General features: G+C 48.1%; 8 protein-coding genes. 2 read left to right on the top strand and 6 right to left on the bottom strand.

From position 1 onward, the window contains the following. Positions 1–83: 83 nt before the first annotated feature. The 6 genes from K7R10_RS14215 to K7R10_RS14190 all read right to left on the bottom strand — a co-directional run bounded on the left by K7R10_RS14215 (position 84) and on the right by K7R10_RS14190 (position 10,298). Positions 84–1,457 (bottom strand): Ig-like domain-containing protein, encoded by a 1,374-nt coding sequence (locus tag K7R10_RS14215; protein ID WP_224485395.1) that lies wholly within the window; start codon positions 1,455–1,457, stop codon positions 84–86. A gap of 67 nt (positions 1,458–1,524) precedes the next feature. Continuing rightward, positions 1,525–3,306 (bottom strand): Ig-like domain-containing protein, encoded by a 1,782-nt coding sequence (locus K7R10_RS14210; RefSeq protein WP_224485394.1) that lies wholly within the window; start codon positions 3,304–3,306, stop codon positions 1,525–1,527. 31 nt (positions 3,307–3,337) lie between these two features. Further along, positions 3,338–4,813: an SLC13 family permease gene (locus K7R10_RS14205; protein WP_224485393.1), complete on the bottom strand. Its 1,476-nt coding sequence runs from the start codon at positions 4,811–4,813 to the stop codon at positions 3,338–3,340. After that, complete coding sequence (locus K7R10_RS14200; protein WP_224485392.1) at positions 4,813–5,580, bottom strand: SGNH/GDSL hydrolase family protein; 768 nt, start codon at positions 5,578–5,580, stop codon at positions 4,813–4,815. Before K7R10_RS14200 ends, K7R10_RS14205 begins: the two co-directional genes overlap by 1 nt. Before the next feature lie 20 nt (positions 5,581–5,600). After that, positions 5,601–7,022 carry a SusD/RagB family nutrient-binding outer membrane lipoprotein gene (locus tag K7R10_RS14195; RefSeq protein WP_224485391.1) on the bottom strand — a complete coding sequence of 474 codons (1,422 nt, stop codon included), beginning with the start codon at positions 7,020–7,022 and terminating at the stop codon, positions 5,601–5,603. An 18-nt stretch (positions 7,023–7,040) separates the two neighbouring features. Continuing rightward, complete coding sequence (locus tag K7R10_RS14190; RefSeq protein ID WP_224485390.1) at positions 7,041–10,298, bottom strand: SusC/RagA family TonB-linked outer membrane protein; 3,258 nt, start codon at positions 10,296–10,298, stop codon at positions 7,041–7,043. Positions 10,299–10,480: 182 nt separating this feature from the next. Between K7R10_RS14190 and K7R10_RS14185 the strand changes: the two genes are divergently transcribed. After that, complete coding sequence (locus tag K7R10_RS14185) at positions 10,481–11,635, top strand: hypothetical protein (protein WP_224485389.1); 1,155 nt, start codon at positions 10,481–10,483, stop codon at positions 11,633–11,635. A 211-nt stretch (positions 11,636–11,846) separates the two neighbouring features. Beyond that, positions 11,847–13,658: a hypothetical protein gene (locus K7R10_RS14180; RefSeq protein ID WP_224485388.1), complete on the top strand. Its 1,812-nt coding sequence runs from the start codon at positions 11,847–11,849 to the stop codon at positions 13,656–13,658. The last annotated feature ends 120 nt before the right edge of the window (positions 13,659–13,778 follow it).

The following is a 13,778-nucleotide window of genomic DNA, read 5'->3' as shown; positions in this document are numbered from 1 at the left end:
TAAACGCTCGACCCTCCTTTCAAGGGGAGCTGTCCGGCGCCTTGGTGCCTGACTGAGGGGTTATTCGCTCCTTTACTACTTTACTACTGTGTCTTAGCTATCAAATACTCCCTGAATTCCGGTGAACCGAACATCCCGGCCGCATCATGACCGGTATTCGGTACGATCGTAAAATCGCTGATGTTATTCGGGAAATAGGTGTTCAGGTAATTGTCGTAATTCCTTCCGCGTTCCAGGCGGTTGCTTCCCAGCAATACGGCACCACAATCGTCAGTATTCAGGGTACCCGTGGTTGAGGTATCATTTCCTCCGAGAAACAAATTCATGCTGATCACACTCATACGTTGTACAACGGCATTTTTCTCGGTTCCGTCGAGGTAGGAAGGCGCAAACTCATACCCATAAGGCCAGGAGTTGAAACCCGCACAGCCCGCAGGCTCATACCAGCTGTTGGCTCCTTCATCATACCGCTGATTGGTAGCATAGAAATAATACTGACTGTTCAAGGCGCTGTATTCAAAATTCACTGTGCTGATCTGCGTATCGATGGTACTGGCCAGGCTGTAATAATGACTAAAACTGGCTCCCGACGAATGTCCGGTGACAAAAACGGTATTCATATCAGGAAAGCGATTGGTATCGGTCAGGGCTGTGATCAAAGCATCTGCCACGCTGAATGAACTCACTGCTGTGCCCGCGTTAGAGGCGTTTCCGCCAAAGCGCCAGTTACTTCCCCAGTACAGCTGACCGGCAGCGGCTGAAGCTTGTTCCCTGAAGTAAGGGGCAACAACGAGGGTATTTCCCTCGAGTCCTGCTCCGGATACGGCCTGATTCATGATCCTGAAGTAATTATCTGCATCCCGGTTCTGTCCGTGGGTCACCAGGATCAGATTTTCAATTCCTTCCCAGACAAATTCCGGATCAGATTCAATATCGTAATTGCTGTAATACTGAAATTCATAGGGTGTTCCATCTACCTCTATCGACAGGGTTCTCAGGCAATCTGCCGAAGCTGTGGTACAGGTGCTGTATGCCGTTCCTTCCGTAGTGGTGAAACCAATACTGTAGGCCTGTTGCAACCGTTCTCCCTCTGCTCCTATGGCAACGTTGTCTACACGTAGGTTGTGAGCCGTAAGGGGCTGAAGTCCACTCAGGGCAATGTTGGCCCTGGTTGCTCCATTGGAATAAGTCACCGTAAAAGGCACACTCCCTGTCGGGTCTGTAATGCTCAGAGCATTCTCAAAAGTCTGGTGATCGACTGCTGTTGAGAAGTTCATCTCAATGCTTGTGTTCAGCGGAACATCCTCAGGGCTACCGGAGACATTCACTTCATTGATGCTTGCACCGGTGACGGTAATAGCCGCTGTTTCCTCTACTTCATTGTCAGACCCCGAACTACAGCCAGGCAGGCATACCAGAAGAGCAATCAGACTCAGTATTCTTACTGCATTTTTCATATCACTTCTATTTATAACAAAGGCCGAAGATCGCTAAATCTCCGGCCTTTATCGCTAACTATATCTATTAATTACATTCCGGGTACGGACAAGCAGATCCCTGCGTGCTGGTAGAGCCGGCCGCACAATCAAGTCCGCCGGTAGTCCAGACACCTCCCATTTTATAGGCCCATGAACCGCTGTATTCCCAGGTTTCGCCGGTTCCGTCTACATTCGCATCTCCGTAGGTTTCAATAACCACTCCGTTCTCAAAGAGCTCGATGGCATCGTCACCATTCTGGTTGGCCGTATCCTGAGAATCGATCACGAACTCAAAATTGTTAATACAGCTTCCGAAATAGGCTGAAATGGTAGCAGGCTCCCTGGCGATCAGGATATCATCTCCTTCTTTCGCCGGTCCGGCAGGCAGGCTGAACTCGAGTCCATCGGTTCCACCTCCGTTATTGGCAACGCCGATCCCGTATATGCTCAGGTCTTCCACATCTTTGGTCACTTTCAGGTGCCATGCTTTCCCTCCATTGGTACCACTGGTTTCCCAGGTAAGAGCCAATACTCCTTTAAGCTGAACGGCCGGGCCGCAAAGCGGGTACGGACAAGAAGAAGCGTCTACAGTTGTCGATCCTATGGTACAGTCGATCCCTCCGGTCGACCATTCACCGTCGCTCTTATAGGCCCATGAACCTGTGTATTCCCAGGGTTGTCCGGTTCCGTCAACGTCAGCATCACCATAGGTTTCAATAACCTCGGTACCACTGAAGAGTTCGATAGCATCATCTCCATTCTGGGTAATCACATCGGCCACCTGTATCACATGATCGAATTCAGCAAAACATCCTCCGAAATAGGCTTCCAGCAATGCAGGCTCTCTTGCTACCAGAATATTATCTCCGGCAAGTACACTGATCGCAGGCAGATCGAGCTCACGACCATCTGTTCCACCACCATTGTTGGCCACGCCGATACCATAAACACTCAGGTCAGCGATATCTTCATTGGCAACAAGATGTACAGCCTTCCCGTCATTGGTTCCCGAACCATCCCATGTCATCGCCATGATCCCTTTCAGAGCCAGGGGAGCAGGTTGTTCAAGAATAATTATCTCTACGGAAGAAGGATCTCCTGCATCTGCATTGGTCACTGAAGCAATGCTCAGCACCACGTTCTCATTCATCTCATCTTCACTATCCAGTCTGCTGGTGATGGTAGCCGTAGCTTCAAGGCCTCCGGCCGGAATAACCAGGGAGACAGGATCAAGGATGTAATCGGCATCGATAACAGCCATTCCGTCGGTTTGTAATTCAACGGTCACATCGTTCTCAGCAGGTTTATCAAGGCTGGCAGTGATGGTAGCCACTCCTCCGTTTTCTTCGATCTCATTCACATCTGATCGCAGACTTACCATAGGAGGCGTGAAAGCTTCAGTAGTAAAAGTAAAACTGAAATCTTCCCGTAGCTCTTGTCCGTTCACTCCGTATACCCCTGCTGGAAGTGCAATGGTATACGTTGTGGCATATTCAAACCGCGAAGGGGTTGATATATTCAGCACTGAGTTCGAGTTGGCAAATGTGAGCTCATAATCAGGAGCACCCGCATCTGATGTCACTGAAAGATTGCTTTCAACCAGCTGGGTTTCCATCACATGGGAAAATATCAGCGAAATATCGGTGGTGGTCAGCACATTTTCAGCTCCGTTTTCCAGTCTGCTTCCATTGGCTGTCCCCTGCAAAAAGGTCAGCCTGCTGTCGTCGATGATCGCTTCATCATCGTCTTCGCAGGATACCGCCAGGGTAAAGGCTCCCAGCAACAGGGCCGGAAGAATACGCTTTAAAATGTTCGTCTTAATTTTCATAATCGAATTATTTACAAGTTGAGATAGTTGACTATTTATTTTTAATAAATTCCTGTCCGAGTTCCAGCGGATCAAAGCCCCATAATAACGGAAGCAGGAAATACACAAAGGCCGACAGCAAGATCACCGAGATCAGGTTCATCCAGATACCGGTTCTGATCATATCAGGTATACGCAGGTATCCTGAACCAAATACCACCGCGTTGGGTGGGGTTGCCACCGGTAGCATAAAGGCGCATGATGCCGCTACGGTTGTAGCTACCATGAGTATATATGGGTTCACACCCAGCGATACCGCAACCGGTGCCAGAATGGGCAACAGCATAGCAGTGGTAGCCAGGTTAGAGGTCATTTCTGTGATAAAATTCACACTGAAGATGATCAGTACCACCAATAATAACAGAGGCAGGAACTGCAGCAGAGTCATCGAATTTCCCATCCATACGGCCAGTCCAGAAGATTCAAAAGCTGATGCCAGAGCCATACCACCTCCGAAAAGAATGATAATACCCCAGGGCATCTCCACAGCTTCCTTCCAGGTGATCAGTTTGCGCCCCCCTTTAGCAGGAAGGGTGAACAACAGTATTCCTGCGCTCATCGCGATAATGGTATCGTCAATAAAGGGAATGAACTTTTGCAGGAGGAAAGAGCGGGAGATCCAGCAAAATGCGGTCAGTACGAATACTGAAAGAACGATCTTTTCCTCTCGCTTCATGGGACCCAGGTCATTAATCAGTCGCTGTATTTCTGTTTTTCCCCCGGGAAACTCCTTTTGTTTAAAGGTGAAGGCTTTTCGAGTAAGATACCACCATGCAATGACCAGCAGAACCAGCGATATAGGAAGACCGAATACCAGCCACTGGAAAAAGGTGATCTCGATATCATAAACCTCTTGCACGTACCCGGCCAGAACAAGGTTTGGGGGGGTTCCTATCAGGGTGGCAATACCACCAATAGAAGCCGAGTAGGCAATACTGAGCATGAGTGCTTTCCCGAAAATCTTGTTCTCATCGGCAATGGTATTCGGATTATCTTTCAACTGACTGATGATCGACATCCCGATAGGGAGCATCATCACAGAGGTTGCGGTATTTGAAATCCACATTGACATAAAGGCCGTAGCTACCATAAACCCTAAAATGATACGGGTTACATTGGTACCGATCAGGTTGATGATGTGCAGGGCGATACGTTTATGCAAGCCCCACTTTTCTATTGCGATCGCCAGGATAAACCCGCCCATATACAGGAATATATACTTATGCCCGTAAGAAGCGGTGGTGGTGCTTAAATCCATGGCCCCGGTGAGTGGGAACAGGATAATAGGCAACAGAGCCGTCACAGCAATAGGCACGGCCTCGGTGATCCACCACAGGGCGATCCAGAGGGTGGCACAAAGTACATCCCAGGCTGCGTCAGGCATGGCTTCAGGAGCATCGAACTGCTGAAGTATGATAAACAACAGAGGTCCCAGGATTATAAAGATTCTTTTCTTACTGTCTTTCATTACTTACTGTAGTCATAAGGTTCCACATCAAATTGCTCTACCAGGTCTCTGAAGAAATCTCCGGTCTCAGGCAATACAAAGCAGAGGTAATGTCGCTCACCAAAGTCTCCCTCAGAATAAAGCCTGTTGGGAATCTCACTGATCGATTTTCCGGTCAGGGCCTTGTAAAAAACAAGGGCGATCAGGTAAGCTCCGTCTGCAGAAGGATGTTTATCGTCAAAGAAAAGATCCAGGTCGGGACGTAGCTGTCTGGCTTTTTCGATCACCAGACCCGCAGGAACAACCTGAAGGTTATGTTTCTTCCCCAGTGCCAGGTACTCCTGTGTGATTTTATCCTGCATCAGCGGGTTTGAATCGTACGCCCATGACATATACAGTAGTGGTTCTGTTCCCTTGTTTCGCAAGAGTTCGATAAAGCGCTCTCCGTATTCCTGGAAGCGTTCGGTATGATCAATAGTGCTGAGGCTGTGATCCTGCAACACTGCCCGATCATAGGAAATCGCCTCCAGCCGCTTGCGGGTCTGGGTTTCCTTCTCCTCTTCCCAGTGTTGTTTGAGGTTACTGCCTCCCACGGTGGAATGGTCTGTATACAGGTTGACCCCCTGGTCTTTAGCCATGGCTTCAACCAGGTCAGGCATATTCCAGAAGTAGGTAAAACTGTTTCCGATGAACAACACCTTCTCGTCTTCCTGTTGCTGGGCAAAAGCCTGGGTAAGGCCACCAGCCAATAACAAGACGTATAATAATCTGCTAACTATCTTTTTCATCGTCATCATCATTCCGTTTTTTATTGGTTGATATCTGTGGGTTCGAAAAAGTCAGGAATCGGGTTCGGGGTATTTTCGTTTCTGTTGATCTCGGTTTGCGGGTATAAAAAGCGCTGAGGCAACTGGTTTCCAACATTGGGTTGCACCGGCACCCGTACTGCAGAATTCCCCAGGGTTCTTCTCATATCATTGAAAGGTTCGATCTGCCCGAAGAGCGTCACATACCTTTCCTGCAGGATCTCTCTCAACAAAGCGTTATCAGTACTGATCCCATCCGGGTTTTCGATTCCCCCGTTCTGAAAATCAGCAGCCACATAGGCATCATACTGAATGTCTGCCGGGTCTGCATTGGTCATATAGCCTCCAGACGCCAGGTAAGATCTGTACTCGTTCAAATGTGCGAGAGCGGTATCAAAGCCGGCTGTTCTCAGGGCTGCCTCAGCCAATATCAACTGGTTCTCTTCAAAGGTTACCAGGGGAGCGGAAGCTTCCTGGGCTGCGAAACCATTGTTGGTATTTGGTTGAACGCCTATATTGGTTTTTCTGAACAGGAAATTAAAACGTCCGGCCTCATTGGTTTTTGCATTCCCACGGTAGTTCGCCGGAATCGGATTCGTTGCTCCCGGCTCCAGTAAACTGGTCATGAAATCAGAAACGATCAGGTCGGCCTGACGGGTTTCGATAGCAAAGAACTGGTAATACAGATTGTTTTCTTCCTGGGCCGGTCCGTGAGGTGCGCTCAGATTATCAGCAGCATTACCGATCCCTTGCAGGGCCGCATTATAGGCCTGCGAATATTGACCTGTATGCATATAGAAACGCGCTTTCAGGGTATAGGCGGCAGCGATCCATTTCTGCGGATCTCCATCAAAGTAAATCTCTGCACCTGAGGCCGGTCTTCCTGAACCGTTACGGAGCAGTGTGATCGCCTGGTCAAGAAGGCTTTGGGTCTTTTGGTACACATCGGCCTGCTCGTCGTAGACAGGATTACCTATTTCTACCATCCCGGCTTCTTCAAAAGGAATGTCGCCATAGAGCGATGCCATGGTTCCAAAGGTATAAGCCTGCAATACCTGGGTGATCCCCCTTGAAACGGGAGCATCTTCTGCGTTTTCAAGAATGGTTTCTTCGGCCACCAGGGCATTTCTCAGGGTGTTCACATAGGCATTGTACCATAGCGGATCGAAGTCACTTGCCGTCACTGTATATTGTGAGAACCCCAGGTGCTGCCGGTCGATCCCGGTGAACTGCCCTGCAAAGATCCCGGCACGGCGGGCGGTTTCTCCTGTCTGGAGTATGATATTTCCAACCTCAGCCCCTGTGATGATATTATCATATTCACTGGTGGTCAGGCTGTTCGGATTGTCATTGATATCACCTACCACATTGTTACATGAGGTGAGTAATATGGCTGATCCTATGATGGATAAAAATGATTTCATTGTTGCTGTGTTTTTAAATTACAGGTTCAGGGTTAGACTAAACAGATACGACTTGGTACTGGGGTTGTTGAAGTAATCAATACCTCTTGCCGCGCTTACGCCTGACAGGTTGGTATCAGGATCATTTCCTTCAAATTCGCTCCACAGGAAAAGGTTCCTTCCTGTCAGCGAGAACTGAACTGACTCCAGTGAAGTCTTGCTGGTAAGCCATTCTGACCGCCAGTTATACGACAGTATCATCTCCCTGATACGGCTCCATGACCCGTCTTCGATATATAATTCATCGTTTCCGCCTCCAAAGAATCCCCCGTCTCCGTTGTACCAGGTTTCGGTAAGCGCCACAGGGCCTGCACCAAAGTCGGCTACATTTCCACGGAAGGTTTCACCGATGTTGATGATATTTCCGTTGGCCTCGAAGTAATTTCTTGTGGCCGTGATCTCATTGGCAGTGCTCTCCCAGCGTCCGAGGTCAGCAAGCACTGATTTGGTACCAGCATAAATATCTGCCCCCTGATAGGTTTCAAACAATACGCTAAATGAAAAGCCTTTGTAGCTCATGGTACTGGTCACAGCTCCCTGCCAGTCAGGATTCGGATCTCCGATCACTCCTTCGGTCTGGTCCTGTACCGGGAAGCCGAATTCATCTAATACCGGGTCTCCGTTATCATCTCTCAGGGTTCGGGATCCCCAAAGTACCCCCAGTGGCTGTCCTTCCACAGCTCTGGAACTTACGGCTGAAAGGCCGCCCAGGTCTAATGATTCGATTCCTGCCAGGTCGGTCACCTCATTACGTACGCGGGTAAAGTTGGCATTGATATCCCAGGTGAAATTGTTGGTCGAGAAAACGCGGTATCCCAGGTCGAGCTCCAGACCTTTGTTTTCGATCTCAGCTCCGTTGGTATAGATGGAAGCGTAACCGGTCGAATTCGCTACCGGGAAGGGCAGCAATACATCCTCAGTTACATTGTCGAAATAGGTTCCGCTGAAAGAAAGCCTGTTGTTGAAAAAACGGAGGTCGATACCCACTTCCAGTTCTTTCTTACGTTCGGGCTTGAGCGATGAATTTCCACGGCTGGCACTGGGCACAAAGCCACCGTTACCATAGAGACCGAGGTTCAGCTCCCCACCGAGATTGTCTCCGTAACCCGGAGATACATATACGTTAGTGGTATTATAGCGTGCCGGCTGTACCCCTACTTCACCATAAGATCCTCTCAGTTTTCCGAAGGAAAAGAAATAGCTGTCGTTATTGAACAACTCAGAGAACTGCCATGCGATGGAGGTAGATGGGAACATAAATGTATTATCATCGGCACTACCAAAAGTGGAGGCTGATTCAACCCGTACGGTATTGGTCATAAAGAACATGTCTAAAGCTGAAAGCGTCGACGAGGCATAGACAGCTGCTGTTCGCTCCCGTCCAACCGTACTGCTGGCCGAGATATTTTCAGGCAGGGAATTATCGATATCCCTGATCCCGCTGTCTACATCGACGAACTGGATGAAGTTGGTGGCTATGGTCCCGTTCACCACCCTTCTACGGGCGTTGTAATTGAACCCTACCAGGCCATTCCAGCTAACATCGTCGGTAAGGTCAAAATTTGCCTTGGCGATGTAATCCATGTTGAAAATGGTATTGGTCGCCAGTTCCTGGTCGAGGTATCCCGCCTGGAATTCCCCGGCTGCAGACCCCGGTGTAAGGAATTGTGAACGTTGCTCACTGTAGTGGTCAATTCCCACACGGGCGATCAGGTCCAGCCAGTTCGAAGCAGAACCTGTGAGCTCGAAATTCGAAATGAAACGGTCAACCTTAGCAAAGTTCTCCTGTTCATTGATGGTCCACAAAGGGTTATTATAGGTTGCCGATCCATCGGCGCCCAGGGGCTCCCTGTAAGAACGCTGGCGATTGGGAATCGGAGAGGCTGTAGGAGAAGCATAGTAATCTCCACGGTATCCTGAGATGTCAAAGTCGGCAGGATTTCTGAGCAGCCCCAGGTAGAGCCCTGAAGAACTGGCTCCTTTACGAATCCTGTTCGAGTTGGTCTGTGCATAGGTCGAGCTGAACTTCAGTTTCAGCCAGTCTGTAAAGATATGGTTGGCGTTGAACCTTGCTGTGGTTCTGCGGTAATCAGAATTGTTCTTAATGATCCCCTGCTGATCCAGGTCACCAACGCTGAAGAAAATGGAAGTGTTTTCCCCTCCTCCGCTCAGGCTCAGGTTGTTTTCCCAGAAATATCCGTTTCCGAATACCTGGTCGAAGTTCGAATCATCAAATGTTTCACGTGAATTTTTGGTAATAATAGGGTAATAGGTTCTGCCGTCCTGATCGACATAGAACTCCCCTGAAGTATCGAATTCATCCTGACCGCCTGCACGATCTGCAATACGATCTCCCCATGAGTCTCTGGCTCTCTGATCATAAATACCGTTATCTCCTTGACCGAACTTTGTCTGCAACGGATAACGACGATTGATCTCATCAATGGAGTAGGTCGACTGATAGCTTACCGACAGTTTTTTGTTGAACTGCCCGCTTTTGGTTGTGATCACGATCACCCCACCCAGGGCTTTGGTTCCCCAGAGCGCTGCTGCCGAGGCTCCTTTAAGCACTGAAACACTTTTGATATCATTAGGGTTCAGGTCATTCAGACGGGATTGTTGTGAAACCCCGCTCCGATCGCTGTTCCCACGGGTATCGTTTGAGATGGGTACTCCGTCGACCACGATGAGCGGCTGACTGTTACGGGTGATCGATGACACCCCTCTGATCTGAATATACGACCCCGCACCCGGGTCACCGGAGTTACGGGAAATACGAACTCCCGATGATTTCCCGGAGAGTCCGTTCAAAACGGTAGCCTCACCCGATTCGGCGATCGACTGTCCTTCAACGGTCGAACTGGCATATCCGAGTTCGTCTTTGCTTTCTTCAAAACCGAGGGAAGTTACCACGACCCCTTCAAGGGTCTGAATATCGGTTTGCATGGTGACGGTAAGCGGTTGATCGGTATTTTCCAACGCAATCGTTTGCGTTTTAAAACCAATATAAGAAAAGACGAGTCGGGAATCGGTACCTGAGACTGTCAGGGTAAAATTTCCGTCAAAGTTGGTCACCGTACCGTTGGCGGTTCCTTCTTCCATTACGGTCACCCCTGCCAGGGGTACCTGCGATTCATCATAAGCAGTACCTGTTACTGTCTCCTGGTTTTGTGCAAAACCAAGGTGGGTTATAAGAATCCCCACAAGCAGCCAGGTCTTTTTAAGGCAACATTTCATGCGTTTTAGGTTTTAGTTTCCGGGTTGATAACGATTCCTTAACAAAAGGAAATCGTAAAAAAAGTGTGATAATTTTGCCAATTATATAAAAAAGGCCGGGTTCAAATCATGTTTTAAAAATTTTTATCAATTTTTACCAATTTTTACCAATATTTGCAAGGTCTAGCTCTTACTTCACGCCCATGAACGGTAATGATAGCATAACGCCCCTGCACCTGAAATTCATTGAATTACTGGAGCATCTTTACGGTTCTTTCGATAAGGAAAAGAACAAGTTTGAGTCGACCAGTAATTCGAAGATCGCCAGGGACCTTTTCTACAGTGATTCCCAATTTTCAAGACTTATCAACGGTACTGCCTCAGAGGGAGAATTCAAAAGAGCCATTCGAAACGTGGAGCGTTCGCTGGAATTGCGAAACTATAAATCTGCTGAAGGCCCCGCCCCGGCAGTACAGACAAAAACGGGACAGCCGGTCTTTCTCTGGATACTTACTTTTTTATTTGCCGCTGCCACCATGTACCTGGCTTATGTATACTTTTCTGCGGAAAATACCTCAACTGTTGAAGTAGCCGAAACCGATACCCGCTATGAAATGCTTCAATGGAGTTATGAAAATAAATATATCAACCCCTATGTAAAACTCAGGGAGCTTCCCGATGATTGTTATTACCCGTGTTATAAGTACCAGGGAAGGTGGAGCTTGAAAAAGCAGTATAAAATTCCCTTTTTCAGAGAACGGAACGGCTTTCACTATGTCGCCAGGGAAGCTACTATGTATTCCAATTGCCTGGTAGCCGACCGCAACGAGGAAGGAGAAGCTTTTGAGGGGTACGAATATCAAAAACATGAGATCTGGTACGACAAGCGGGAAATGCCTATAGATTCGTTCCTGGTGACTGCCGGCTCCACCAAGATAAGACCTGAATATACCAACGCAGAACTGGAGGAGGACGATAATTTTGTGAAGATCGCCTACGTGCATACCTTCTTCCGGGGAGAATACACTATTGACAGCAGTGGGGTTCATCGCTCCGGAAAGGTGATTGGCAGAGACATCGAATTCGTGCCGGAAGAGACCCTGCAGGCTTCTCTGAGTTCTGAAGAACTGATGGGTGAGCTGATAGATGAAGTAAATGCCATTGCCCAGAATCGCCTGGAAGACTTTTCAAAACCCATCAGTTGTAACCCAGCAAAACTTCCCAGGGAAGATTTCCATCAAATCAGCGAAGGTGATGAGCTCAACTTCAGTTGCCAGTTCAGTACGGGAAGATTTCTCGTAGATTACAACAAATCCTATGAACTGGATTATCAGTACATCACGAATGTGTGTAGATGATGAGCATCTTGGCTAACGGCTAACAGCTATCGGTGATCAGCTGGTAGATAGGAATAGAATTTGAATTTACACTCCCTTACTACTTTGTGTATACTTCCCAACACCCTGCCTTACATTCTCAACATATTCTTATTTATGTAAGAAATATTTCTCAATAAGAGAAAGGTTACCTTTATATTTGCTTCGTTTTAATTTAAAACCAAATCAACCAATGATCAAAAACCTATTTGCACTCCTGCTGGCAGCTCTGGTAATGACTGCTTGCGGAAAGGATGACGAGCCTTCAACAGGAGACCTGACCCTTATGGTGACTCTCAATAATATGGAGCCGGCCATCAATGCCAAAGTTTATACCAGCCCGGCCACTTCTGAAATATTCACAGATGATTTCGGGATGGCTATTTTCAAAGGGCTCCCCTCGGGAAGTATCACTTTATTCGCTGAACTGGAAGGCGTTGGGTCAGCCCAAACCTCTCACCTGGTCGAAACCGGAAAAATGGGTGTTGCTACCATCAATATTACCTCTGGAATAGCAGAAGGAACCGCTCCGGTTATACAACCGCTCACTCCTGAAGGTGAAGCCCTTTTCTCTGACGCAGACCTGATCAGTTTCAGCGCACAGATTACCGATGATTTTTCCAGTTCCGGCGATATCAGCGTAAGTTGGGAAAGTGATCTGGACGGAACTCTTTTTAGCGGAAATCCGAATTCCGAAAACGTGTCGCTTTTTGAAGCAGAACTCTCACGAGGCATTCATACTATAACTATTACCGCAACCGACGGTGACGGCTACGAAACCACAGCCTCTATGACCGTCAATACCAAAGCTCCGCGCCTGGTGAACCTGATCAGTGCCGACAAAGCAACACCTTCGGTAAACCTCAACTGGGAAGCCTACACGGGTATTGACTTTGCCAAATATGAGATCTTAAGAAGCAGCGGCGATTGTGAAACAACTACCTCCTACGAAGTCATTGCCGTGATCGACGCTCAAAGTACCACCACCTATACCGATACTGAAACGCCTTTCGAAGAGGCGGTATGTTACAAAGTAAGGGTTACCAATATCGATGCATATACCCGGGACAGCAACGGAGAGGGTGTTTTGCTTCCGGCTGGAGATCTTTTCTCATTCAAACCCTTTGACGTAGTAAAACACCCCAGCCAGCCTTACTTGTACGTTCTCGATCGAACCAATCTTAAACTGTATAAGTATAATTACAGCACTTACACCATCGAAGGTGAGACAGATACCCCTGGCACCATCGGATATATGGATATCGGTGAAAATGGCAGCGGAGTAGAACTCTATTTGCCGAGTCATGACGGGTGGATCTATATTTACAATCCGGAAACCCTGACCGAGATCACCGCTATTAGCACCGGACTACCCAACGCCAGTGTGGTTATCGACGGTAACGGACTTGTCATTGCAGGACTGGAGCCTGACCCATGGTGGGAGCAGCCCATTCGCAGTTACTCAAGGGCCGATGGCACCTATCTGGGAGGGAACGGAGATAATGAAAGAGATAGACTGCGTATGATACCCGGAAAACAGGAAATCATGTCGATTTCAACCAGTGTGTCACCCATCGATATGGAGTACCTGAAACTGGCGGCCGACGGGAGTTTTGAGTTGCACCAGGACGACGCATACCATGGCGACTATCCTTTGAATGCAGGTATTTTCAGGATCGATCCAAGCGGCACCTATGCGATCACCGATAATGAAGGAGCGGTCTATCACGCCGATGGCACCATGACATTTATCGGACTCCTGCAAAGAGGATCGCTGGACTACAGTGATTACGCCTTTAACGCAGATGGTTCGGTGATCTATGCTGCCTCCAGTAACCACAACTCCATTCAGATCGGCAGCTACCCGGCCCTGACCAAAAACAGTGAGATCTTGATCAAGGGGTATCCAAATTTCATTTATCGGGCAGGAAATGAGCTGATCACCATCAGTCAAAAACCATATAGTAATAATTTATTCGGAGTAGAAGTCACTCCTATACCCTAATACCACAACATCTTTCAAATTATAAGCCACTTCACTAAGGAGTGGCTTTTTTTATGGATGCTCCTAATAGCAAAAGTCAGATGAGAACTGCCTTATACATTCCACAACGACCAATAAAAT

This window comes from Robertkochia aurantiaca (assembly GCF_020166495.1).
GTDB classification, from domain to species: Bacteria; Bacteroidota; Bacteroidia; order Flavobacteriales; family Flavobacteriaceae; genus Robertkochia; species Robertkochia aurantiaca.
Note: the sequence above shows the minus strand (reverse complement) of the source record. Positions and strands in the feature narration are given on the sequence as shown.

Excerpts from the sequence above, each read along its gene's own strand:
- K7R10_RS14215 (WP_224485395.1), bottom strand. The coding sequence starts at position 1,457 with ATGAAAAATGCAGTAAGAATACTGAGTCTGATTGCTCTTCTGGTATGC.
- K7R10_RS14210 (WP_224485394.1), bottom strand. The coding sequence starts at position 3,306 with ATGAAAATTAAGACGAACATTTTAAAGCGTATTCTTCCGGCCCTGTTG.
- K7R10_RS14205 (WP_224485393.1), bottom strand. The coding sequence starts at position 4,813 with ATGAAAGACAGTAAGAAAAGAATCTTTATAATCCTGGGACCTCTGTTG.
- K7R10_RS14200 (WP_224485392.1), bottom strand. The coding sequence starts at position 5,580 with ATGAAAAAGATAGTTAGCAGATTATTATACGTCTTGTTATTGGCTGGT.
- K7R10_RS14195 (WP_224485391.1), bottom strand. The coding sequence starts at position 7,022 with ATGAAATCATTTTTATCCATCATAGGATCAGCCATATTACTCACCTCA.
- K7R10_RS14190 (WP_224485390.1), bottom strand. The coding sequence starts at position 10,298 with ATGAAATGTTGCCTTAAAAAGACCTGGCTGCTTGTGGGGATTCTTATA.
- K7R10_RS14185 (WP_224485389.1), top strand. The coding sequence starts at position 10,481 with ATGAACGGTAATGATAGCATAACGCCCCTGCACCTGAAATTCATTGAA.
- K7R10_RS14180 (WP_224485388.1), top strand. The coding sequence starts at position 11,847 with ATGATCAAAAACCTATTTGCACTCCTGCTGGCAGCTCTGGTAATGACT.